The sequence below is a fragment of the Streptomyces sp. NPDC086023 genome (assembly GCF_044540325.1).
In the GTDB taxonomy this organism is placed as follows: domain Bacteria; phylum Actinomycetota; class Actinomycetes; order Streptomycetales; family Streptomycetaceae; genus Streptomyces.
This window is the reverse complement of sequence record NZ_JBITRX010000024.1, coordinates 1-21,885: the sequence shown is the minus strand read 5'-3', so window position 1 is coordinate 21,885 and position 21,885 is coordinate 1. Positions and strand designations below refer to the sequence as shown.

19 protein-coding genes are annotated in these 21,885 nt (G+C 75.2%); 9 read left to right on the top strand and 10 right to left on the bottom strand.

Annotated features, from left to right (window positions below; translation table 11 throughout):
* Positions 1 to 152 precede the first annotated feature (152 nt).
* Positions 153 to 1,586, top strand: coding sequence for a glycoside hydrolase family 16 protein (locus ACIF6F_RS32395; protein WP_399955255.1), 1,434 nt, complete (start codon positions 153 to 155; stop codon positions 1,584 to 1,586).
* On the opposite strand, the gene ACIF6F_RS32390 is transcribed toward ACIF6F_RS32395, so the two are convergent.
* From ACIF6F_RS32390 to ACIF6F_RS32370, 5 genes are all read right to left on the bottom strand, one after another.
* A complete protein-coding gene (locus tag ACIF6F_RS32390; RefSeq protein WP_399955253.1) occupies positions 1,570 to 2,751 on the bottom strand; it encodes a 2-oxoglutarate and iron-dependent oxygenase domain-containing protein in 1,182 nt (393 codons plus the stop codon). The two genes, ACIF6F_RS32395 and ACIF6F_RS32390, sit on opposite strands and share 17 nt — an antisense overlap.
* A 221-nt stretch (positions 2,752 to 2,972) precedes the next feature.
* The gene (locus ACIF6F_RS32385; RefSeq protein WP_399955250.1) at positions 2,973 to 4,589 is read right to left on the bottom strand and encodes a PHB depolymerase family esterase; all 1,617 of its coding nucleotides are present in this window, start codon (positions 4,587 to 4,589) and stop codon (positions 2,973 to 2,975) included.
* A 259-nt stretch (positions 4,590 to 4,848) separates the two neighbouring features.
* Positions 4,849 to 5,919 (bottom strand): SIS domain-containing protein, encoded by a 1,071-nt coding sequence (locus tag ACIF6F_RS32380; protein WP_399955247.1) that lies wholly within the window; start codon positions 5,917 to 5,919, stop codon positions 4,849 to 4,851.
* Between the two features lie 40 nt (positions 5,920 to 5,959).
* A complete protein-coding gene (locus ACIF6F_RS32375; protein WP_399955244.1) occupies positions 5,960 to 6,145 on the bottom strand; it encodes a hypothetical protein in 186 nt (61 codons plus the stop codon).
* Positions 6,146 to 6,311: 166 nt separating this feature from the next.
* A complete protein-coding gene (locus ACIF6F_RS32370) occupies positions 6,312 to 6,764 on the bottom strand; it encodes an Lrp/AsnC family transcriptional regulator (RefSeq protein WP_399955241.1) in 453 nt (150 codons plus the stop codon).
* 129 nt (positions 6,765 to 6,893) lie between these two features.
* Here ACIF6F_RS32370 and ACIF6F_RS32365 point away from each other — a divergent pair, with 129 nt between their 5' ends.
* The gene (locus ACIF6F_RS32365) at positions 6,894 to 8,000 is read left to right on the top strand and encodes an asparaginase (protein WP_399955238.1); all 1,107 of its coding nucleotides are present in this window, start codon (positions 6,894 to 6,896) and stop codon (positions 7,998 to 8,000) included.
* 200 nt (positions 8,001 to 8,200) lie between these two features.
* Here ACIF6F_RS32365 and ACIF6F_RS32360 read toward each other — a convergent pair whose 3' ends face one another.
* The 3 genes from ACIF6F_RS32360 to ACIF6F_RS32350 all read right to left on the bottom strand — a co-directional run bounded on the left by ACIF6F_RS32360 (position 8,201) and on the right by ACIF6F_RS32350 (position 11,778).
* Positions 8,201 to 8,923, bottom strand: coding sequence for a carbon-nitrogen hydrolase family protein (locus ACIF6F_RS32360; RefSeq protein WP_399955235.1), 723 nt, complete (start codon positions 8,921 to 8,923; stop codon positions 8,201 to 8,203).
* Positions 8,920 to 9,897 (bottom strand): ADP-ribosylglycohydrolase family protein, encoded by a 978-nt coding sequence (locus ACIF6F_RS32355; protein WP_399955231.1) that lies wholly within the window; start codon positions 9,895 to 9,897, stop codon positions 8,920 to 8,922. The genes ACIF6F_RS32360 and ACIF6F_RS32355 overlap by 4 nt, the downstream gene beginning before the upstream one ends.
* Before the next feature lie 402 nt (positions 9,898 to 10,299).
* Positions 10,300 to 11,778 carry a DEAD/DEAH box helicase gene (locus tag ACIF6F_RS32350; RefSeq protein WP_399955228.1) on the bottom strand — a complete coding sequence of 493 codons (1,479 nt, stop codon included), beginning with the start codon at positions 11,776 to 11,778 and terminating at the stop codon, positions 10,300 to 10,302.
* 430 nt (positions 11,779 to 12,208) lie between these two features.
* Here ACIF6F_RS32350 and ACIF6F_RS32345 point away from each other — a divergent pair, with 430 nt between their 5' ends.
* Positions 12,209 to 13,237: a hypothetical protein gene (locus ACIF6F_RS32345; RefSeq protein WP_399955225.1), complete on the top strand. Its 1,029-nt coding sequence runs from the start codon at positions 12,209 to 12,211 to the stop codon at positions 13,235 to 13,237.
* A 417-nt stretch (positions 13,238 to 13,654) separates the two neighbouring features.
* Here ACIF6F_RS32345 and ACIF6F_RS32340 read toward each other — a convergent pair whose 3' ends face one another.
* Complete coding sequence (locus tag ACIF6F_RS32340; RefSeq protein WP_399955222.1) at positions 13,655 to 14,206, bottom strand: VOC family protein; 552 nt, start codon at positions 14,204 to 14,206, stop codon at positions 13,655 to 13,657.
* A 249-nt stretch (positions 14,207 to 14,455) separates the two neighbouring features.
* On the opposite strand from ACIF6F_RS32340, the gene ACIF6F_RS32335 reads away from it, so the two are divergent.
* From ACIF6F_RS32335 to ACIF6F_RS32320, 4 genes are all read left to right on the top strand, one after another.
* The gene (locus ACIF6F_RS32335; RefSeq protein ID WP_399955219.1) at positions 14,456 to 15,343 is read left to right on the top strand and encodes an ABC transporter substrate-binding protein; all 888 of its coding nucleotides are present in this window, start codon (positions 14,456 to 14,458) and stop codon (positions 15,341 to 15,343) included.
* Between the two features lie 248 nt (positions 15,344 to 15,591).
* Complete coding sequence (locus tag ACIF6F_RS32330) at positions 15,592 to 16,413, top strand: amino acid ABC transporter permease (RefSeq protein ID WP_399955443.1); 822 nt, start codon at positions 15,592 to 15,594, stop codon at positions 16,411 to 16,413.
* Positions 16,410 to 17,177 carry an amino acid ABC transporter ATP-binding protein gene (locus ACIF6F_RS32325; RefSeq protein ID WP_399955216.1) on the top strand — a complete coding sequence of 256 codons (768 nt, stop codon included), beginning with the start codon at positions 16,410 to 16,412 and terminating at the stop codon, positions 17,175 to 17,177. The genes ACIF6F_RS32330 and ACIF6F_RS32325 overlap by 4 nt, the downstream gene beginning before the upstream one ends.
* A gap of 349 nt (positions 17,178 to 17,526) precedes the next feature.
* Complete coding sequence (locus tag ACIF6F_RS32320) at positions 17,527 to 18,417, top strand: S1 family peptidase (RefSeq protein WP_399955213.1); 891 nt, start codon at positions 17,527 to 17,529, stop codon at positions 18,415 to 18,417.
* A 121-nt stretch (positions 18,418 to 18,538) separates the two neighbouring features.
* Here ACIF6F_RS32320 and ACIF6F_RS32315 read toward each other — a convergent pair whose 3' ends face one another.
* Positions 18,539 to 19,042 (bottom strand): hypothetical protein, encoded by a 504-nt coding sequence (locus tag ACIF6F_RS32315; protein WP_399955210.1) that lies wholly within the window; start codon positions 19,040 to 19,042, stop codon positions 18,539 to 18,541.
* 289 nt (positions 19,043 to 19,331) lie between these two features.
* On the opposite strand from ACIF6F_RS32315, the gene ACIF6F_RS32310 reads away from it, so the two are divergent.
* Both ACIF6F_RS32310 and ACIF6F_RS32305 read left to right on the top strand, forming a co-directional pair.
* Positions 19,332 to 20,051, top strand: a complete 720-nt coding sequence (locus ACIF6F_RS32310; protein WP_399955207.1) for a DUF4142 domain-containing protein — start codon at positions 19,332 to 19,334, stop codon at positions 20,049 to 20,051.
* A gap of 10 nt (positions 20,052 to 20,061) precedes the next feature.
* A complete protein-coding gene (locus tag ACIF6F_RS32305; protein WP_399955204.1) occupies positions 20,062 to 21,585 on the top strand; it encodes a DUF1996 domain-containing protein in 1,524 nt (507 codons plus the stop codon).
* Positions 21,586 to 21,885 lie beyond the last annotated feature (300 nt).

The window sequence follows — 21,885 nt, the reverse complement described above, 5'->3', positions numbered from 1 at the left end:
CGGGCCAACTCCCTTCCGGATTCTTTGTGTTCACCTCTTGCCCTGCGGCGGGCGGGCGAGCACAGTGGTCGCGCGGCCGCACTGGGAGCGCTCCCACATTCCGGAGCCCCCCATTCCCCGAAGCACCCCCCTTCCCCCACCGAGAGGTGCCCATGAGCGAGATGAGCGAGACACGCGTACGCCCCGGCCCCTTACGCCGCGCCACCCTGGCGGCCGGCGCCCTGCTGCTGGCGGCCGCCGCGGCCGTCACCACGGCCTCGCTGCCCGCCAACGCCAGCGCCCCGGCCCCCGGGCCCGGCTGGACCACCGTCTTCCTGGAGGAGTTCGACGGGCCCGCCGGCAGCGGGATCGACACCGCCGACTGGCAGTACACCACCGGCACGAGCTACCCCGGCGGCCCCGCCAACTTCGGCACCGGCGAGATCGAGACGATGACCGCGGACCCGGCCAACGTCTCCCTCGACGGCGGCGGCAACCTGCGCATCACCCCGCTGCGCGACGCCGCCGGACGCTGGACCTCGGGCCGGGTCGAGACCCGCCGCTCCGACTTCCAGCCCCCGGCCGGCGGAAAGCTCCGCGTCGAGGCCCGTATTCAGATGCCGAACGTCACCGGGCCCGCCGCCAAGGGCTACTGGCCAGCCTTCTGGATGCTCGGCGCGCCGTACCGCGGCAACTGGTGGAACTGGCCCGGCATCGGCGAGCTGGACATCCTCGAAAACGTCCAGGGCATGAACCAGGTCTGGGCCACGATGCACTGCGGCACCAGCCCGGGCGGCCCGTGCAACGAGACCTCCGGCATCGGCGGCCAGCGCGTCTGCGCACCGGTCTCCTGCCAGGCCGGCTTCCACACGTACGCCGTGGAGTGGGACCGCAGCACCAGCCCGCAGCAGATGCGCTTCTCCCTGGACGGCACCGTCTACCACACCGTGCGCCAGGACCAGGTGCCCGCGACGGTCTGGGCGGACGCCACCGACCACGGCTACTTCCTGATCCTGAACGTGGCCATGGGCGGCGGCTTCCCCGACGCCTTCGGCGGCGGACCCGACGGCGGCACGGTCCCCGGCCACCCGATGCTGGTGGACTACGTGACGGTGCTCAGCAGCGGGCCCGGCGGCAGCACCCCGCCGACCACGCCCCCGACCACACCCCCCACCACCCCGCCGCCCGGCGGCACCCGCGACGCCTACACCACCCTCCAGGCCGAGGCGTACGACGGGCAGGCGGGCCTGACCACCGAGACCACCACCGACAGCGGCGGCGGCCGGAACATCGCCTCCATCGCCAACGGCGACTGGGCCCTGTACCGGCAGGTCGACTTCGGCACCACACCCGCCCGCCAGTTCGTCGGCCGCGTCGCCAGCGGCGCGGCGGGCGGGGTGAGCGGCCTGGTCGAGGTACGCCTCGACTCCCGCACCAGCGCCCCGATCGGCAGCTTCGCCCTCGCCGGCACGGGCGGCTGGCAGAGCTGGCGGACGGTGCCCGCCAACATGGCGGCGGTCACCGGGACGCACGACGTCTACCTGACCTTCACCAGCGGCCAGCCGGCCGACTTCGTGAACGTCAACTGGTTCACCTTCGGGCACTGACGACCGAAGGCGGACCGGTCTCCCCGGGGGCGGGCTGCCGCACCGTACGGCCGCCCGCCCCACCCCCACCGAGGCCCCCACCCCCACCGGGGCCCCCACCCCCACCGAGGCCCCCACCCCCACCGGGGCCCCCGGCCCCGCCCGCCAGCCGTGCCAGCCGGTTCTCCGCCAGGATCCGCCGGGTGGTCACCCGGTCCGGGTAGCAGCGCATGAACATCCGCGTGAAGTGCGCCCCGTAGTGGATGGCCTCGTCCCCCGGCCCCGCGCCCAGCGGACGCACCACCGCGTCGAACTCCGGCTCGTGGAAGTACGCCAGCGTGAACCGCTCCCGGTCCGCCAGCCGCACCCGGTGCGGCGTCGACAGCAGCGCCCCGCGCGTCAGGAACTGCAGCATGTCGCCCGGGAACACGGTGAGGACGCCGGGCGCCGGGGCGACGTACCGCCAGCCGGGCTCGTCCTCCCACAGGCCCGCCGAGCTCTCGTCCTCCCGCCAGTTCCGCGGCCGCGCCTCACCGGGCACAGGGGGCCGCACGAACAGGCCGCCCACCTCGTCCTGGGCGGCGATCACGAGCAGCCCGTAGTCCGTGTGCGAGCCGATCCCGCGCCGCCCCGCCCCCGCCGACCCCGGCGGGAACCGCAGCACCCGCATGTGGTGCCAGCCGTCCCGGGTCAGCCGCCCGAACCCGGCCGCGCCGCCCGGCCCGAGGCCCAGGCCGAGCGCCACCAGCCGCAGCAGCCGGTCGCCCAGCCGGCCCACGCCCCCGAGGTACGCCTCCATGGCGCACCGGAAGCCGGTGCCGGGCCACGGCACCGGCCCGTGCGCCGGCCACCCCCGCCGTACGCGGGGGTGGCCGGGCGGCAGGTCGGGCGTGATCGTGAAGATCTCAGAAGCGTCCGCCTCGCCCGCCGTGAGCTCCTCGCCGGAGGCGATGTAGCCGGCGTACGAAACATCGCTGACCAGCGAGGACTTCTCCGCCCGGGGCAGCTCGAAGAACCGGCGGGCCGCCGCCAGCGCGGCCCGCGTGCGGGCCTCCTGCGCCGGGTCCGCGGCCACCTGGAAGATGCCGTCCCGCCGCCAGGCCCGGACCAGCTCCCGCCCCAGGGCCTCGTCGGCCGCCGTGCCGGCCACCACGGCCGGCACCCGGAACGTCCGGAAACCATCCATCCCGACCACTCCTCTTCGCCGTACCGCCCGCCCCCTGGCGGGGGCAGGGGCTCCTGCCCCGGTGCACGCGCGGAGGGCCCGCGGGTTCGGGGGCGGCCGCAATCCGACGCGACTTCGGGGAGTCGGGCGGGGCGGCGCGGGCCGGGGCGGGGGCTGGGCTTTTGCGGCGGAGGCGGGGGCGGAGGCGGGGCGGGGGCGGAGGCTGAGGCGGGGGGCGGGGGCTACTCGTACTCGACCGTGAGCGTGGCGCGGGTGCCGTGGTTGAGGAACAGGTACGCCGTGCTCGTCTGGGGCGCCTCGAAGCGCAGGCGGACCTGGGTGGTCCCGGTGCGGTGCAGGGCCTGGAGGCCGGCGGGTGAGAGGTCGGAGGACGCCGCGGAGCCCGAGGAGAACGGCGTGACGACCGCGGCGCCCGCCACCGTAGGGGCGGCGGTCCAGTCCGCCGCCTCGACCCCGCACCCGCCGAAGCAGCCCGTACGGACGTCCGCCACCAGCCGGTTGCCGGCCGGGCTCGCCCACGGGTCGCCGGAGCCGCTGCTGCGGGTGACCGTCACGTAGGCGCGGGTCACCCGCGCGCCCGCCGGGATCCGGGAGGTGTCGAAGGAGAGCAGGGTGCGGTTGTACCGGCCGTCGGAGCCCCGGCCCACGGCCTGGCCGTAGCTGCCCTCCAACGTGCCGACGGACGCGCCGGTGCCGTCGGCCGCCGCCTTCACGTACCCGTCCTCGGCGTCCACGCTGGGCAGGACGAGCCGGTTGCCGGCGGGCGGGGGAGTCGTGGGACCGCCGCCGAGGGCGCGGACCATGCCCATCACGGCCTCGATCTGGCCGCCGCCGTGCCGCGCGTGGGCCGTGTCGCCGAGGTAACCCCACCAGTTCCAGCAGCCGTTGGGGTTGTCGAGCGTCGCGGTCGGCACGGCCTGCGGGTACAGGACGACCATCCGGTTGGTGTCCGCGTACTCGTTGAGGTACGCGCCGTCGATGAACTGGCGGCCGAAGCCCTGGTACGCGTACCCCTGCTTGCATCCGTGCAGTGCGACCAGCAGGGTGCAGGGGGCGCCGTCGGCGCAGGCGGTGGGCACGTACGCGTAGCCGGTCTCGTCCAGCGAGTGGGCCGCGGCCCGGCCGCCGGTCGCGTACCGGTTCTGGTCGAACGCGATCAGGCTCCCGCCGGGCGCCGCGGCCGGGGCGGTGACCGTGCCGAGCAGGTGCCCGAGGAGGTCGCGCTCGGCGTCGAACCCGCAGTCGTTGAGCCACGGCTTCTGGGTGACGGAACAGGAGTTGGGGCCGCGCGGGCTGATCCAGGCGTGCCCGGCGGCGACCTGGTCCTCGTACCTGACGCGGGCGCCGAAGCGGCCGTACCAGGTGGCGAGCGCGTCGGAGACCGGCTGCCGGACGGTGGTGTCGCCCGTGCCGCTGAAGAGGTAGACGGGGTCGCCGGAGAGGTTGGCGACCGGGTCGATCAGGCCCTGGGCGGACCAGTCGCGGGCGGTCCGCTCCAGCTGGTCGAGGCCGAGGTCCTGGAGGGTGTCCATGCAGGCGTTGAGGGCGGTGTTCAGACTGCCGCGGGCACAGCCGTAGGGGCCGGAGGCGAAGGCCGCCGAGCCGCCGAAGGTGCCGGAGTACGCGACGTGCAGCTGGGTGGCCAGGTAACCGCCGGACGAGACTCCCGCGCTGTAGACGCCGGTGATGTCGTACGGGCGGAGCTCGCCCGGCACGGCGGGGGGAACGGCGGCGGCCGCACCGGTCGGAGCCGCGACGGCCGGGGGTGCCAGGGCCGCTCCCAGGAGCAGGAGCAGGACCGCCAGTGGGCGGAAGCGGGCAGCGCGCGACCATCTCATGTGGACCCTCCCGGGTGTCCCGGCGTGTGCCGATCTCGGTGTCCGGGAGGTTAGGCGCGGGGGTGGCGCCCTCCTATGGTGCCCGCAGCCACAAAGCCCGACCCGTCCATGGTGCGGCCGGACCGGGTGGCGCGCAGGGGGGCGGGCGGTCGGCACGGGGCCGGGTGGCGCCGCACCGGGACGGCGCCGCACCGGGACGGCGCCGCACCGGGACGGCGCCGCACCGGGACGGCGCGGCGCCGGGGTGACGCGGCGGCGGTCAGCCGGCGGTGACCGGCGAGGCGACCTCGAAGTCGCCCGGGTCCACGCCGCCCTCCTTGGTGTCGTCGTTGGCGAACACGAAGGAGTCGACGGGCACCCCGCGCTCCTCGCTCAGCTGGGCCACCAGCTCCTGGAGCACCACGGTCTCCAGCACCACGCGGGCGGCCTCTGCGCAGGCGGGCAGTCGGATCACGGAGAGGTCGGGGACGCTGACCTCCGCGTCGGCGCCCGCGGTGGTCACCAGCAGGGTGGTGTGGCCGGCCCCGGCGAGGGAGCGGGCCAGGGCCAGCTCGCGGCCCGAACCGACGATCACGTGCAGGGTGTTGCCCGCGGACTCCATCGCGCCGTGCAGGTAGTTGCGGGTGGCAGAGGCGGCCGACGGCATCCGGACGACCTCCCGCAGCAGCAGGGCGCCCTCCTCGGCCGAGGCGCGGGAGGCGCCCGCGGCGACCACGTCCGCCGCGACGCAGCCCGCCGCGCGGGAGCGCAGGGCGGCGGCCATCTCCGCTGTGCGGGACCGGACTTCGCCCGTAAGGGATGCGATGTCCCGCCACGGATCCACCCGTTCGGGGCGGCCGGTGAGAGCGCCGGCGATCAGGTCGAGGGCGACGAGGGTCCCGGTGTAGCCGACGGTGGACGCGTGCGAGTCGGGTTCGTTGCCCAGGCCCACGGTGACGTCGGCGAGTTGGGAGAGCGGTGCGGGTACGACGTTCAGCAGGGCCGCCCTGGGCGTGCCGGCGGGGGCGTTGCGGACCGCGGCGAGCGTCTCGGAGCTGCGGCCGCCCTGCGAGACGGCGACCAGCACGTCCGCCTCGAAGCCGCTGAGGCCGTCCTCGATCTCGCTGGCCAGCACGCGCTGGGTGACGACGCCCTGCTCGCGCAGCTGCCGGACGGGGAGGGCGAGGGCGGCGTAGGAGGCGCCGATGCCGGTGAACAGGGGACGGCGGGCGGTGAGGAGGCGTTCGGCGGCGGGCTCGGCGAGCGCGGCGCGGACGCGGGCCGCCACGCGGGCGAGCGCGGCGCCCTGGTCGTTCTGGCCCTGGTGGAAGGGGATGCGGGACGCGGACATGGGGTGGGTTCCTTTCGGGCGTACGGGCAGGCGGCCGGGGTCAGGGCCGCGGGTCGCCGGCACCGGTGTCCGCGGCGCCGTCGCCCCGTGTTCCCGGCCGGTGGTCGGGGAGGCCGAACCTGACGATGGCGAACCGGAAGACGACGTCATACAGGGCGGCGAGGACCGGGCCGATCGGGATCAGCGGCAGGGACTTGGTCGTGATGGCCGAAGTTGACAGCGCCATCGGTGGCATCGCACGCTTCCCGGCCGGTGCCCCGTCGGCCGGACAGTCCGTGACCGGCGGGCTCCCGGTCCTCGTGTTCGCCCTCCGGGCCGTCGCCCCGGCCACCAGCCATTCGCCGATGGGCAAGGAGTCGCCACCGTCCGCGGGGCCACCGTCCGCCGGGGCCTCAGTCGATGGGCAGCCCGCGGGGATCCTTGACCCGCTTCATGATGATCTGGGAGTTGACCTCGGTGACTCCGTCCAGTGCGGTGAGCCGCTCGATCCACAGCTGCTCGTACGCGGCCAGGTCGGCGACCGCGATGCGCAGCAGGCAGCCCGGGCTGCCGAACAGCCGGTAGGCCTCGATCACGTCGGGGATGTCCCGCAGGGATTCCTCGAAGGCCTCGACCGTCCGGCGGTCGCGGCGCACCTCGATCGACACCAGCACCTCGAAACCGCGCCCCACCGCGTCCGGGTCGATCACCGCCCGGTAGCCCTGGATCACGCCGTCCTGCTCCAGCTGCCGCACCCGGCGCATGCAGGCGGAGGCGCTCAGGCCGATGCGCTGGGCCAGCTCCTGGTTCGTCAGGCGGCCGTCGTGCTGGAGCTCGCGCAGGATACTTCGGTCGATCCGGTCCATCACACAATTATCAACGACGATCGATGATCAAATGTGGTCATTTTCGCAATCGCATTGCGCGGGAACTGTCCTATCCTTGCGGCCGGCCACCCGGACCACCCCACGACGGCACCACCGAGGCAGACACACATGACGACGCGCGCACACGACGACCGCCGGATCGTTCTCATCAGCACGGGCGGCACGATCGCCAGCCGCTGGCAGGGATCGGGCTACGCCGCCGACGCGGCCGGCGGCGACGTCCTGGCCAGCGCCGCCCTGCCCGACGGCCTCTCCGTCGAGGTCGTGGACCTGTTCAACGTGAACAGCTCCAACATGACCACGCGCCACCAGCTCGCCCTGCTGCGCACGGTCCACGAGACCCTGGCCGACCCGGGCGTCGACGGCATCGTCATCACCCACGGCACGGACACCCTGGAGGAGACCGCCTTCCTCCTCGACCTGCACCACGCCGACCCCCGCCCGGTGGTCCTGACCGGCGCCCAGCTCCCCTTCGGCACCGGCGAGGGCGACGGGCCCTCGAACCTCAGCGATGCCCTCCAGGTCGCCGCGACCGTCCGCGACCTGGGCGTCCTGGTGGTCTTCGACGGCATGGTCCACGGCGCCCGCGGCACCCTCAAGACCCAGACCCTGGCCGTCGACGCGTTCTCCGACCCCTCCGCCCCGCCGCTGGGCAAGGTCGGCTTCAGCCGCGTCGACATCCGGCGCGCCCCCGCCCGCCCGGCGGCCCTGCCGCTGCCGGCCGCCGCGTACGCCGCCGACTACGCGGCCGGCGACCTGCCCCGCGTCGACATCGTCACCCACCACAGCGACGCGGACCCGGTCCTCTTCGAGGCCGCCCTCGCCGCCGGGGCGCAGGGCGTCGTCCTGGTCGCCACCGGTGCCGGCAACGCCACCCCCGACTTCGTCGCGGCCGTCACCCGGGCGGTGGCCTCCGGCGTGCTGGTGGCCGTCACCACCCGGGTCCCCGCGGGACCGCTCGCCGCGCTGTACACCGGCGGCGGCGCCGTCGACCTGGCCGCGGCGGGCGGGCGGCTCACCGGCACGCTGCGCGCCGCCCAGGCCCGTATCGCCCTCCTCTCGGCGGCCCTCGCCACGCCGGACCGGGCCGAGCGGGCCGAGCTCGTCGGCCCGCTGCTCAACGGGCCGGAGTCCGTCGGCGAAGCGTCCGTCGCCGCCCCCGGGGCCGACGTGGTCCCCGACGCCGACACCGTCCCCCGGGCCGACGCGGCCTGACGGGCCGGGCCGGGTTGTGCCCGCCCGGGTCGCCGGCGACGCAGTGCCTGTCGTACGTGCTGCGCTCCGCCGTGGTCCAGCTCCGGTGGTCCGGCCCCGACTCGTGTGGCGTGCCAAGCGGGCCACCGAGCGGGCCGCGGAGGTCCGACGGCGGGGCGGCGGCGTGTCGGTCGCGGGCCCCGGAGCCCGCCGGCGGCGCCTCAGCCCTGCCCGGCCCCCGGCACCTCGGCCACCACGTACATCGTCGTGGACGCGTCCGCCTCGGCGACGAGCGCGCCGCCCGGCGCCCACACGCCCGAGCCGCCGCAGCCGGTCCACGGCCCGGCCGGGCCGACGTGGTTGGCCAGCACCACGTACATGCCCGTCGACCGTGCGATGCCCGGGTAGACGGTGGCGCGCTCCTGAGCGCCGCCGCCGGTGCCGTACAGGGAACTCGCGAGGTGGACCCGGCAGCCGTCGGCGGCGCCGCGGCCGGTCAGGTCCTCGAAGTGGTTGTCGAAGCAGGTGGCCAGGGCGAAGCCGATCCCCCCGAGCTCGAAGCGGCCGTCCCGGTCGCCCGCCTCGAAGACGTCGCGTTCCTGTTCGTACAGGTGCTGCTTGGCGTACGAGGTGACCGGCTCGCCGTCCGCGCCGTACACCAGCGAGGCCAGAGCGGGACGTGAACCACCGTTGCGCAGGGCGCAGTTGACCACCACGGCGGCGCCGACCCCGCGCAGCGGGTCCAGCCGTGGGTCGTCCGGCGTCACCCAGAGGGCGGGGTCCGCGGCCAAGGCCCCGAGCTCGTACCCGGTGAGGGCCAGCTCCGGGAAGACGACCAGCTCCGCCCCTTCGTCGCGCGCCGCGGCGGCGAGGGAGACGAGGCGGCGGACGTTGGCCGTCACGTCCCCGGGAACGCACCCGAGCTGAGCGGCGGCGATCTTCATGCGCCCAGGGTGCCACGGCGGCCGGTCGCGGCCGGGGCGGAGCCTTGTCCGTACCCGGCGGCCAGGTCCGCGTCCCACCCGTACCGGACCGGGATCTCCTCCCGGGCCCGCAGCCACGAGGCGGGCACGCCACCCGTGCCGGTCCGCGCCGCGACCACGCCGCCCGCGATGGCGCAGGTCGTGTCCCGGTCACCCCACCCGCCGACCGTAAGCCAGAGCGCCGCGGCCAGGTCGTCCGGGCTTCCGGCCGCCGCCCACAGGGCGAACGGAACCGTGTCCTGGGCCGACAGCAGTGTGCCGGAGCCGAGCACCGAGGCCGCGTGGCGCACCGAGGTCCGCCCGGGGAAGCCCGCGGCCACCACGAGCCGCGACCGTACATCGCTCTCCGGCACGTGGGAGGCGACCTCCCGCAGGAACTCGGCCCGGGCCACGACCGCGTGGTCCGCGCCGGCCGCGGCCAGCGCGGCCGCGACGGACACGGCCACCGCGCCCGCGACCGCCTCGGGGTGGGCGTGGGTGGTGAGCGCGGACAGCCTCGCCTGCTCGGCCGCGGCGGCCAGGTCGTCCCGGAACCAGGCGCCCAGCGGCGCGACGCGCATGGCGGCTCCGTTGCCGTGCGATCCCTGGCCGCCGAACTGCGCGGTCGTCACGGTCCGCCAGTCCTCGCCCCGGCCGAACCGCTCCAGCACGCCGTGCATGGAGGGGCCGTACTTGCGGCCCGGGTCGCGGGCGTACTCCGCGGCGAAGTCCGTGGCCAGCCGGTCCTGTCGTACCTCGCCGTGCACGGTGAGATGGGCGAACAGGACCAGCGCCATCGCCGAGTCGTCCGTCCAGTGCCAGGGCGCGGGACGGGCGTCCCGCGCCGCCCACAGCTCCTCGGCGGGCTCGTCGGAGGGCAGGAACCACCGGTCCCCGAAGGCGTCCCCCAGGACGAGACCGTCGAGGCTCGCGTGGGCGTGGGGGCGCGCGGTCATGGCGGGGCTCCTGGGGTGTGCGGGGGCGACCGCCGGGATCCTGGCGGCCCCCGCATTCTGTCCGGCCGGGCACGGCCGGGCCAGTGAATTCACGCCCGCCGACGGCCGGTTGGTCCGGCGGGAGGCGGCGGCGCCTGCGCAGTCGCACGCTCATCGGAGACGTGGTTCACGCCGAGGTGCCGTACGTACGGAGGTGCGGTCCGTACGGAGGTGCGGCCGGTGCGGAGGTGCCGTACGTACGGAGGCGCGGTCCGTGCGAAGGCGTCGTGCGTACGGCGCCGCGGGCGAGCCGGAGCCACTTGCGTCGAGCAGTCGCCGGCTCCGTGGGCCACAGGTGCCGTGGAGCCGCGGGCACCGTGCAGCCGGTTGCGCGCGGCGGCCGAAGGGCGGCGCCGCCGCCGGTCAGCGGCCCTTGCGTACGCGGGCTGCGCGGCGGGCCTCCGCGAGCGCACGGGCCTCGCTCGTCTTGCGGGACTGGCCCTGGCGGCCGGAGCCGCCGGTCCCGATGCCCCGGAAGGCCGCGCCGCGTCCCGCCTTGGCGTCGTCCCCGGACTTGGCTCCGCCGCCGGGCTTTCCCGTACCGCCCGGCTTGCCGGCGCCACCCGGCCTGCCCTGGCCACCCACTCCGCCCGCGGCCGCGACGGGCGGACGCTTGGCGCCGGTGATGCGTGCCAGGTCGGGCGAGCCGGGGCCCACCTGAGTGACCGTCGCCCGGACCCCCGCCGCCGACAGCATCTCCTTCACCTCGCGCCGCTGGGCGGGCGTGACCAGCGTGACCACGCTGCCGGCCGCGCCCGCGCGGGCCGTGCGGCCGCCGCGGTGCAGGTAGTCCTTGGGGTCGGTGGGCGCGTCCACGTTCACGACGAGTTCCAGCGCTTCGATGTGCAGGCCGCGGGCCGCCACGTCGGTGGCCACCAGCGCGGTCACCTCGCCGTTGCGGAACTGCTCCAGCGTGTGCGTACGCTGCGGCTGGGACTTGCCGCTGTGCAGCGCCGCGGCCTTGATGCCGGCGGCGCGCAGGTCGCGGGTGAACCGGTCCACGCCCGCCTTGCTGGCCAGGAACATGAGGACCTGCCCGTCGCGGGCCGCGATCTCGGTCGCCGTCACGTACTTCTCCGCCGCCGGAACGGTCAGCAGGTGGTGCTCCAGAGCGTCGGGCGCCCCGTCGGGCTCGTCGACGGCGGCCGGCACCGGGTCCTGGAGGTAGCGGTGGACGAGGTCGTCCACCTCGCCGTCGAGCGTGGCTGAGAACAGCATCCGCTGCCCGCCCGTCGGTACGCGGTCCAGCAGCTCGGTGACCTGGGGCCCGAACCCCATGTCGCACATCCGGTCCGCCTCGTCCAGCACCGTGATCCGCACCCGGTCCAGGTGGCAGTCGCGGCGCCCCACCAGGTCGGTGAGGCGGCCGGGCGTGGCGATGACCACCTCGGCCCCGGCCCGCAGCTCCTTGACCTGGTGACCGGTCGACAGGCCGCCGACCACCGTGGCGAGCCGCACCTTCAGCGCCCGCGCGTGGGGCTCCAGCGCGTGCGCGACCTGCTGCGCGAGCTCGCGGGTGGGTACGAGGACCAGCCCGAGCGGCCGCTTCGCCTCCGCCCGGCGGCCCGCCGTACGGGCCAGCAGTGCCAGACCGAAGGCCAGCGTCTTGCCCGAGCCGGTGCGCGCCCGGCCGAGCACGTCCCGGCCGGCCAGCGCGTGCGGCAGGGTGGCCGCCTGGATCGGGAACGGCTCCGTGACGCCCGCCCCCGCCAGCGTGACCAGCAGCTCGGGCGGCAGCCCCAGCTCGCCGAACCCGGCGACGGGCGGGGTGGTGGCGTCCGTGGCGTCCGCCTGCGGGCGCTCGTCCTGGGCACCGGAACCGGCGTCGGCCTTCGCGTTCATGGGGAACCTTCCTCGATCGGGCGCCCGGAACGCACCGGGGCCCGTACCCCCTGGGTACGGGCCCCGACGTTCGAAGCGTGAGGCCATTTTACCAGCGGGCCGCCGTCGGACCGGCCCGCCGTACGATCGGCCGCACGGCCGGAACGAGGGGAGCGGGGCGGTGGCGATGCGGGGGGCGGACGGGCGCGGCACGGGCGGGCGGCTGGGCGCGGGCCGTGGGGGGAGCGCGAGCGGGTCGGGCGCGGGCGGGTCGGGCGGAGGCGCGGGCGCGGGTGGTGCGGGCAGCCCCGCGGACCCGGGTGGGGACAGGGGGCCGACGGGCGCGGGCACCACGGCGAAGCCTGGGGCCCGGGGCGTTGCGGGAGGTCCCGCCCACGTACTTGCTGCCGACGGGGCCGGGGCTGACGGGGCGTGGGCAGGCTTGCCTGGGGTGGATGAGTCGACGGTGGGCGTGCCTGGGGTGGACGGGGCGACCGTGGGCGTGCCCGGTGCGGACCGGACTCCGGCCGCCGGGCGCCGCGACGAGGGGCAACCGGCCACGCCGGACCGCCCCGTGGACGGCGGACGTGACGGGGGACGTACGAACCGGCGGAGGCCGGTGGAGGGCTGGCTGGCGGAGGTGTGGGCGCGTACCCGCCTCGTACAGGTGCTGGCCGGTGGCGAGGGCGCGGACCCGCTCGACGAGCGGCCGCTGCTGGGCTGGATCGAGGGCGCCGGGCCGCTCGCGGAACTGCGCTCCCTCTCGACGCGCGGCCGCTTCACCGGAGGCGTCTGCCGCTGCCCCGGCGGATTCACGCTCAGCCTGCACGACGCCGGCGGCGAGCCCCTCGGCCGGGCGAGTCTGCACGGTGTCGACTCGGTCTCCTGGGAACGCGGCCGGTTCGGCGACGACCTGGAGGTGGCCGACCCGGTGGGGCTCGCGCTGCTGCTGGCCCGGCACGGGGCCCCGGGTGTCGTCGCCCGGTTCTCGTCCCGGCTCGCGGTCGCGCTGGGGCTGCGCGAGGGGCGTCCGCAGGTCCGTCAGGCGGGCCCGGGGCCGCACGGCGCCGGGCTGCTGGCCGGACGCGGTGTGCCGGACGCGCTCCGGCCCGCGCTGGCGGAGCTGTCCGGACTCGACGCGGGCCGCCTCCCGGAGGCGCGCGTCGCCACGCTGCGGGACCGCCTCGTGGAGTCCGTACCCGACGCGGCGGAGCGGACCCTGGCCCTGCTGTCCTGGCTGGGCCGCCTCCCGGACCCGATGGAGGCCGATTTCGGCGAGGGGCTCCTCGTACGCGCCCTCCTCGACGACACGCATGTCCTGCCCACCCTGACCGCGCACAGCCCGCCGCCGGACCCCAACCTCACCCTCGCCCTCCTGCGTTGGGCGGCCCGGGCGGCCCGGGCGGCCCTGACGGACCCGCAGGACGGCGCGACCCTGGCCACCCTGGCGGCCCCCGCCCTGCGCAGGATCCTGGGCTGACCACGCGCCACGCGCCCCTGCCCGGTGCCGGCCGCCACTGTCCGCTGCCGGCTGGCCCCCGGTGGCGCCTGCGCCTGCTGCCGGCCGCCCGTGCCCGGTGCCCCCGCTGGCCGCCTCTGCCCGGTGCCGGCTGCCCCCGCCCGCTGCCTGCCGGGCTGGGCGGTGCGGGCAGGCCCTGTCTGCTGCCGACCGCCCTGCCTGTCTGCTGCCGACCGGCCCGCCCGCTGCCGGTCGGCGCTCGTCGTCCGGTGCCGGCCGCGCTGTGCGATACCGGCCGCCCCCGCCCGGCGCCGGCCCGCGCTGTGCGATACCGGCCGTCCCCGGCCGCTGACGGCCGGCCCTCCGCCTCGTCTCGCCCCGTCCCGCCCCGTCCCGCAGCCTCCCGCCTCCCTCCCCTCCCCGCGCCGGCGGGCCGGCTCACCCCGTCGCGGCCAGACGGCGCCGCAGTTCCTCTTCGGGGACGTCCTCCACATGTGTCAGGAACACCCACAGGTGCCCCGAAGGGTCCCGCAGGACGGCGGTGCGGTCCCCGTGGAACATGTCCTTCGGCGTCTGCACCACCTCCGCTCCGGCAGCCGCCGCCCGCGCCGCGAGGGCGTCGACGTCCGGGACGAACACGTGCAGCGTCACGGTCGTCCCGCCGCCCAGTGCCGCCGGCGAGGCGAAGGCGGCGCCCTCCGCCTCCTCGGTGCTCACGTCACCCAGCATCAGCACCGAGCCGCCGATCGAGACCTCCGCGTGCAGCACCCCGCCGCCGGGGGCGTCCACGCGGAAGTCCTCGCGGGCGCCGAACGCACGCCGGTAGAAGTCGATCGCCGCGACGGCGTCGGCCACCGCGATGTGCGGCACCACGGAGCGCAGGTAGCGCTCGGGGACCACCCCCTCGCCGGGTGCCGCAGCCCCTCCGGCCCCGCCGGCCCCTTCGGCCGGTTCTGTCGTGGCGGGCTCGGGCCGGGTGTTCTCGGTCATGCCGGCTCTTCCTTCCCCTGGGTGGCGCCCGACGGTGAGTCCGGGACGCGGCCTCGACCGTAGGACCTCAAGCAGACTTGAGGTCAACCGGTGGGCGAGCCACAGGCCGGGACCGGAGCGTCGCCGCGTACGCCACACAACGCCTCCCGGCAGCAGGCCCGTTCACACTCCCGCAATGCTCGTCCCATGATGTGAACGATCCACGGGGCGGCCTGGACAGACCCGCCCGGGCACTGCGAACCTCCGGCCATGCGTCTCACCGACCCCGTACTCCGCCGTCTCGCCTGCGCCGCCGCACTCGCCCTCGCCACCGCGACGGCCTGCGCCCCGCAGCCCGAACCCCAGGACCCCAAGGCCGCGCCCTCCGCCACCGGCACCCAGGGGGCCTGCGCGAAGGGCACGCTCGCGACCCGGCAGTCGGGCAGGCTGACCGTCGGCACGGACAAGCCGGCGTACGCACCCTGGTTCCAGGACGACGACCCGTCGAACGGCAAGGGCTTCGAGTCCGCCGTGGCCTACGCGGTGGCCGAACGCCTCGGCTTCGCGCGTTCCGACGTCACCTGGACCACCGTCCCCTTCAACAGTTCCTTCGCACCCGGCGCCAAGACCTTCGACTTCGACGTCAACCAGGTCTCGATCAGCGACGACCGGCGCAAGGCCGTGGACTTCTCGTCCGGCTACTACGACGTCCGGCAGGCCGTGATCGCGCTCAAGACCTCGAAGGCGGCCGGCGCGAAGACCCTCGCCGACCTCAAGTCGGCCAAGCTGGGCGCCCAGGTGGGCACCACCAGCCTCGACGTGATCAACGAGCAGATCAAGCCGGCGCAGCAGCCCGCGGTCTTCCAGAAGAACGACTTCGCCAAGGCCGCCCTCGGCAACGGCCAGGTCGACGCCATCGTCGTGGACCTGCCCACCGCCTTCTACATCACCTCAGCCGAGGTGCCCGAGGCGAAGATCGTGGGCCAGTTCGAGCCCACCGCCGGTGAGCCGGAGCAGTTCGGCCTCGTCCTCGACAAGGGCAGCCGGCTCACCGCCTGCGTCAGTGCCGCCGTCGACGGCCTCCGCGAGGACGGCACCCTGGCCGCCCTCGAAAAGCAGTGGCTGTCCGACGCGGCCGCCGCGCCGGTGCTGAAGTGAGCCTGAAGGACGGGGGGACGGCGGACGGCGCGGACGCCGAGGAACACCACCGCGCCCGACAGCACACCCCGCGCGAGCCGCAGGAGCCGCAGGAGCCGCAGGCCCCGCAGACCCTGCGTGACCCGCAGACCCCGCGTGACCCGCAGACCCTGCGCGAGCCTCACGACCCGCAGCCCCCGCGCGAGCCTCAGCCGCCGAACGGCCCCCACGACCCGGAGGCCGACCGCTACGTCCCCTCCGCCCGCCGCATCGAACGCGAGCGGATACGCCGGGCCCGCGCCCGCCGCGCCGCCCTCATCGCCACCGCCTCCACCCTCCTCACCGGCGCCGTGCTCGTCCTCGTCGTCGTCCACTCGCCCGGCTGGCCCCGCACCCGCGCGACCTTCTTCGACCTCCACTACGCCCGCGAGGCGCTCCCCGCCGTCCTCCAGGGCCTGTGGCTGAACATCCGCCTCCTGGTGGTCTGCGGCTCGGCCGCCCTGGTCCTGGGCATGCTGATCGCCGTCGCCCGCACCCTGAAGGGCCCGGTCCTGCTGCCCCTCCGGGTGCTGGCGGCCGCGTACACCGACTTCTTCCGCGGCCTGCCGCTCATCATCAACATCCTCAGCATGGTCCTCGGAGTGCCGGCCCTCCGGCTCCAGGGCGTCCCCACCGACCCCGTCGTCCTGGCCGGCATCGCGCTCGTCATCACGTACTCCGCCTACCTCGCCGAGGTCTTCCGCGCCGGCATCGAGTCCGTCCACCCGTCCCAGCGCGCCGCCGCCCGGTCCCTCGGCCTGTCCGGCCTCCAGACCCTGCGGTACGTGGTCCTGCCGCAGGCCGTACGGCGTGTCGTCCCCCCGCTCCTCAACGACCTCGTCTCCCTCCAGAAGGACACCAGCCTGGTCTCCATCGGCGGGGTGGTCGAGGCCGTGTACGCGGCGCAGATCGTCGTCGGCAAGGAGTTCAACTTCACCCCGTACGTGGTCGCCGGGCTGATCTTCGTCGCGATCACCATCCCGATGACCCGGTACACCGACTGGATCACCGCCCGCACCGAACGCCGCCGCGCCCAGGGAGGCCTCGTATGACCGCCGCCGACGCCCGCCCGGAACCGGTGCTCCGCTTCGAGTCCGTCCGCAAGACCTACGGCCGCGACGGCACCCCGGTGCTGCGCGACGTCACGCTCGACGTGGCACCCCACACCGTGACCGCCCTGATCGGCGCCTCCGGCTCGGGGAAGTCGACGCTGCTGCGCTGCGCCGCGCTGCTGGAGGACATCGACGACGGGGCGATCCTCCTGGACGGGCAGGACATCACCGACCCGCGCGCCGACGCGGACGCCGTGCGGCGGCGGATCGGCGTCGTCTTCCAGGCGTACAACCTCTTCCCGCACATGAGCGTCCTCGACAACGTCACGCTCGCCCCGCAGCGGGTCCACCGCCTCACGCGCGCCGAGGCGGAGGAGCGGGCCAGGGAACTCCTGGAACGCCTCGGCCTCGCCGACAAGGCGGACGCGTACCCGGACCGCCTCAGCGGCGGCCAGCAGCAGCGCGCGGCCATCGTCCGCGCCCTGGCCGTACGGCCCCGGCTGCTCCTCCTGGACGAGATCACCGCGGCCCTGGACCCGGAACTGGTCGGCGAGGTCCTGACCGTCGTACGCGGCCTCAAGGACGAGGGCATGACGATGGTCCTGGCCACCCACGAGATGGCCTTCGCCCGCGAGGTCGCCGACCAGGTGTGCTTCCTGGACGCCGGCGTGGTCCGCGAACACGGCACCCCGCACGAGGTCCTGGACCGCCCGTCGGAATCCCGCACCCGCCGCTTCCTCCGTCGCCTGACCCCCTCCGCGTGACCGCCTGGGCGTGACTGCCGCCGCGTTACCGCCTGCGCCTGACCCTCCTCCGCGCGGCCGCCTCCGCCCAGGTGCGGGTGTCCTCCGGGAGGGACAGGCGGGAGAGCTGGGTCAGGGCCCGCTGCCTCCGGTCCATCCGGTCCATCCGCCCAGTATCCCGGAACGGGGGGAGCTCGGGCGGGGCGGGGCGGTTCACCGTATTTCGGACGACCTTCGGCGAATTCCGGCCGGGGAATGAACCTCCGGAACTCGAACGCACTCTCGTCTCTCGGTACGTGCCGGCCGGTTCGGAGCCACCGCAGTGGACGGGCCGCCGGCGTCCCGTCGAGACACAGGAGACCACCCCCCAATGAGCAAGATCCTGCCCGGCCGGCGCGCGCGCCGGACAGCCTCCCTCGCAGCCGCCGCGGCCGCAGCCCTGGCGCTCATCGCACCGGCCGCCACCGCGGCCGCCGCGGGCCCCGTCCCGCCCGCGGGCGGCGGCAAGGCGCCCGTCGGCATCATCGGCGGCAAGGAGCAGTCCGACGGCGCCTACCCGTGGATGGCGGCCCTGCTGTCCAAGGGCACGGCCAGCCCCGTGCAGCGCCAGTTCTGCGGCGGCAGCCTCATCAGCCCCGACGTGATCCTCACGGCGGCGCACTGCGTGACCGGTGCCAAGGCCAAGCAGCTGGAGGTCACCGTCGGCCGCACCGTCCTGTCCAAGAAGAGCCAGGGCCAGCTGCGTTCGGTCCGCTCGATCGTGTCCCACCCCCGCTACGTCAAGGGCGACGGGGCCTTCGACCTGGCGCTGCTCGAACTCGAGCGCCCGGTCACCGGCATCGTTCCCGTGAAGCTGCCCACCGCCGGCACCGACGCCCTGCTGCGCCCCGGCGCCAAGGCCAAGGTCATCGGCTGGGGCAACACCGACACCGACCTGACCCACTACCCCGACCGGCTGCGCGGGGTGTCGGTGCCGCTGCTGTCGCACCCCGAGTGCAAGGCCACGTACCCCGGTTACAACCAGGCCGTCAACGTCTGCGCCGGCGTCGAGGGCAAGGACTCCTGCCAGGGTGACAGCGGCGGTCCGCTGTTCCGCGTGGTGGCCGGCCGTACGTACCAGATCGGCATCGTGTCGTACGGCGAGGGCTGCGCGGAGCAGGGTGCGCCGGGCGTCTACGCCTCCACCAGCTCGGCCAAGCTGTGGAGCACCCTCTCGGAGTCCCGTGAGGGCAAGCGGATGCTGAAGCTCCTGGGCCGCTGATCCCGTACCCGCCGCGCCGCCCGAACGCCGTCACGGCGGGGCGGCGCGGCGGGCGGTGCGGCCGGGCGCTGTGGCGCTGCGGCGGGGACCGGACCCGCCCGTCCCGCTGTGGGGTTCCGGTTCAGCGGCCGTAGGCGTCGCGGCAGAGGCGGGTGAGGGCGGGCGAGGTGATGCCCTGGGACTGCGCGCACAGCCGCGCCATGTCGACGCGTCCCGGCGCCGGGGCCGGCACCGGACGGGGCCGCGGGCTGCGGACGGGCACGGCCCGCCGGGGTGGCTTGCGCCGCTGCTCGGGTCGCGCGGCCGCCGGGGCGGCCTTCCGGGGGCGCTGCGCCTTGCGCGGGGGTTCGGCCTTCCGGAGGCGTTCGGCCTTCTGTACGCGATCCGCCTTCTGCGGGTGCTCCGCCGTCCACGGCGGCGCCACGGGCGGCTCCGCCGACAACTGCGGTACGGGCCCCCACTCCTCCCGCGCGGCCCCAGGGGTCTGCGCCACCACCGGCACGGGCGGCCGCCCCCGAGGGCCGGGACCCGCCGGCGGCACCCCACCGTCCCGCCCCACGGCCATACACCCGGAACCGGCCAGCAGCACGGACACGACCAGCGGCAGCAGAAGCGATCGACGCACCTGCCCAACCCTGTCGCAACCGGACCCGAAACGCTCCGAGTTGCTCCGGCCTTCCCTCCAACGGGGGGTTGTGAAGGCCGCGTTGACGGCATTCCTTGCGGACGGAACGTGGTGCGCGCTGAGCGGTGAGCGCGGGAATGTAGCAGGGAATCGTGCGGGTGTCCGGGTGTTTGTCGGATGGTGATGCAGTTGCCGCCCGGGGCTTCGGGCGGGACTAGCGTCCCGTCGCACCCCCCGGGACGGCGGTGCGTGGTGCACCCCGCCCGGTACCCGGAGCGAGGAGGGCACCGTGCTGCCACTGCGTCGACGGTCCATCGGCGGGCTGCCGGACACGACGAGACACGTGCTCGCCGGAGGTGTCGTCATCGGCGCCCTGGCGCTCACGCTGGTCGCGCTGCTGATTCCGGTGGACGCGTTCGGCGGACGCTCCCCGGCCGCCGCCGCGACGGTCACCGGTGACGACGGCGCCGGCACGCTGAGCACGCCGTACGGGCCGCTGACCGCCCAGGACCGGGACTTCGTCCGCCGGGTCCGGCTCGCCGGCCTGTGGGAACTGCCCGCCGGCCGCCAGGCGATGCAACGCGGCACGCGTGAGTCGGTGCGCACCGTCGGGGAGCACCTGGTCGAGGGCCACACCGAACTCGACCGCCGCGCCATCGAAACCGGCCAGGCGCTCGGCCTCGACCTGCCCAACCAGCCGAACGAGCAGCAACAGGGCTGGCTCTCCGAGCTCGACCGGACGCAGGGCGACCCGTACGAGCGCCTCTTCGTCCACCTGCTGCGCCAGGCGCACGGCAAGGTCTTCGCCCTTGTGGGGCAGGTCCGGGCGCAGACCCGGAACTCCATGGTCCGCGCGCTCGCCACCGACGCCAACTCCACGGTCCTGGACCACATCACGGTCCTGGAGGACACCGGCCTCGTGGACTTCGAGGCGCTCGACGGCGGCTCGCAGCCCGGCACCGGTGCCGCGACCCCCGCCTCCACCACCCCCATCCTCCCGACGAAGTGAAGTGATCGCATTGAGCCGACCGAGTCGACAGGGCCACAAACGCCCGCGGTTCCCCCGCAAGATCCTCGCCCTCACCGCCGTCCTGGCGCTCGGGGCGGGCGGCGCGACGTTCATCGCCCAGCAGGCGTCCGCCGGCATCAGCGACCGCGGCGAGCAAGGTCAGCAGCAGGGGCAGGAACAGGGCCAGGGGCAGGGGCAGGAGGGGATACCCGGTCAGGACGGCACGGCGGTGGTGACGGCCACCATCGACTGCCCGGACGTCGGTGACCAGCTGCGCGACGTGCCCGTCCAGGCCCGCGCCGAGGTCGACACGAACCTCGCCCAGCTCGATGCCCAACTCGCGGACGCGTACGCCAAGCTGGCCGCGGGGCAGGCGGGGCAGGGTGGCCAGGCGGGCCAGGGTGGCCAGGCCGCTCAGGGTGGCGGTCAGGCGGGCCAGGAGGCGCGGCTCCTCGATGACCTCCAGCAGCAGCGGGAGGCGAGCATCGACCGCGTCGCCGACGCCATCGGCCGCTTCAGCCGGCGCCCCTCGGACATCGAGGGACTCGGCGCCTGCACCATGAAGCAGGCTTCCGTGCAGTCCGACGCGGTCAAGACCGGCCAGGCGGAGCAGGGTGGCTCCGGGGCGCAGGGCCCCGCCGGCAGCCGGAGCGGTCCCTCGCGGCGCGACTTCGTCGCCATCACGACCGTACGGCCCAACGTCCGCCGCCCCGCGAACCGCAACGGCGCCTCCACCGGGTCCTTCTCCGTGTCCTGCGGGCGCAACAGGAACGGCCACTTCAACCCCGACAACGTGATCGTCGCGCCGGGCGTCAGCAACGGCGCCCACCACATGCACGACTACGTGGGCAACGTCTCCACCGACGCCTTCTCCACCAACGACAGCCTCGCCGCGGCCGGCACCACCTGCACCAACGGCGACCAGTCCACCTACTACTGGCCGGTGCTGCGCCTGCGGGACGGGCGCCGCGAACGCGACGCGAACGCTCCCGGTGGCGGGCAGGACGCCAACGTCGGCACGATCCTCACCCCCAAGCAGGTGACCCTGCAGTTCAAGGGCAGCCCCGTCGGCAAGGTCGCCGCGATGCCGCGCTTCCTCCGCATCATCACCGGCGACGCCAAGGCCTTCACCAACGGCACGGCCAACGCCAACGCCTCCTGGAGCTGCACCGGCTTCGAGAACCGGCAGCTGAAGGACAAGTACCCGGTCTGCCCGCGCGGCAGCGACGTGGTCCGCACCTTCACCTTCCAGAGCTGCTGGGACGGCCGCAACATCGACAGCGCCAACCACCGCACCCACGTGGCCTTCGCCGCGGCCCGCGACGGCCGGTGCGGCAACGGCTTCACCGCCATTCCGCAGCTGGTGCAGCGGATCGTGTACAGCGTGCCGCCGGGGGCGCGGATCGCCGTCGACAGCTTCCCGGAGCAGCTGCACAAGGCCGTCACCGACCACGGGGACTTCATCAACGTGATGTCGGACGGGCTGATGGCCCGGGCGGTGCGCTGCATCAACGACGGGCGTGCCTGCCGCTAGACACCGGGGGCCGGCGGCCCCCTCACAGGCCCCCGGGGCGGACGCTCCCCCTCCCTGACGCCCGCGTCCGCCGCGGGTACGGTGCCGGTCCGAAGCCGACTTCGGGCCGGCACTGGTTTGTGTGTGGGGGGGCGGGAGGGGGGCGTGGTGCTTTGCTGGGTCGCCGGAGCTTTGGGTGCCGTCGTTTGCCGGAGCTTCGGGGGTGGGTCGTGTGGTGTGTGGGTCCCCTCGGTGCTTGACCCGTCGTGGCCTGCAGGCCCAGCGGCAGGCCCACCCCTGGGGCTTTGGGGCTTCGCCCTG

Excerpts from the sequence above, each read along its gene's own strand:
- ACIF6F_RS32395 (WP_399955255.1), top strand. The coding sequence starts at position 153 with ATGAGCGAGATGAGCGAGACACGCGTACGCCCCGGCCCCTTACGCCGC.
- ACIF6F_RS32390 (WP_399955253.1), bottom strand. The coding sequence starts at position 2,751 with ATGGATGGTTTCCGGACGTTCCGGGTGCCGGCCGTGGTGGCCGGCACG.
- ACIF6F_RS32385 (WP_399955250.1), bottom strand. The coding sequence starts at position 4,589 with ATGAGATGGTCGCGCGCTGCCCGCTTCCGCCCACTGGCGGTCCTGCTC.
- ACIF6F_RS32380 (WP_399955247.1), bottom strand. The coding sequence starts at position 5,919 with ATGTCCGCGTCCCGCATCCCCTTCCACCAGGGCCAGAACGACCAGGGC.
- ACIF6F_RS32375 (WP_399955244.1), bottom strand. The coding sequence starts at position 6,145 with ATGGCGCTGTCAACTTCGGCCATCACGACCAAGTCCCTGCCGCTGATC.
- ACIF6F_RS32370 (WP_399955241.1), bottom strand. The coding sequence starts at position 6,764 with ATGGACCGGATCGACCGAAGTATCCTGCGCGAGCTCCAGCACGACGGC.
- ACIF6F_RS32365 (WP_399955238.1), top strand. The coding sequence starts at position 6,894 with ATGACGACGCGCGCACACGACGACCGCCGGATCGTTCTCATCAGCACG.
- ACIF6F_RS32360 (WP_399955235.1), bottom strand. The coding sequence starts at position 8,923 with ATGAAGATCGCCGCCGCTCAGCTCGGGTGCGTTCCCGGGGACGTGACG.
- ACIF6F_RS32355 (WP_399955231.1), bottom strand. The coding sequence starts at position 9,897 with ATGACCGCGCGCCCCCACGCCCACGCGAGCCTCGACGGTCTCGTCCTG.
- ACIF6F_RS32350 (WP_399955228.1), bottom strand. The coding sequence starts at position 11,778 with ATGAACGCGAAGGCCGACGCCGGTTCCGGTGCCCAGGACGAGCGCCCG.
- ACIF6F_RS32340 (WP_399955222.1), bottom strand. The coding sequence starts at position 14,206 with ATGACCGAGAACACCCGGCCCGAGCCCGCCACGACAGAACCGGCCGAA.
- ACIF6F_RS32335 (WP_399955219.1), top strand. The coding sequence starts at position 14,456 with ATGCGTCTCACCGACCCCGTACTCCGCCGTCTCGCCTGCGCCGCCGCA.
- ACIF6F_RS32325 (WP_399955216.1), top strand. The coding sequence starts at position 16,410 with ATGACCGCCGCCGACGCCCGCCCGGAACCGGTGCTCCGCTTCGAGTCC.
- ACIF6F_RS32320 (WP_399955213.1), top strand. The coding sequence starts at position 17,527 with ATGAGCAAGATCCTGCCCGGCCGGCGCGCGCGCCGGACAGCCTCCCTC.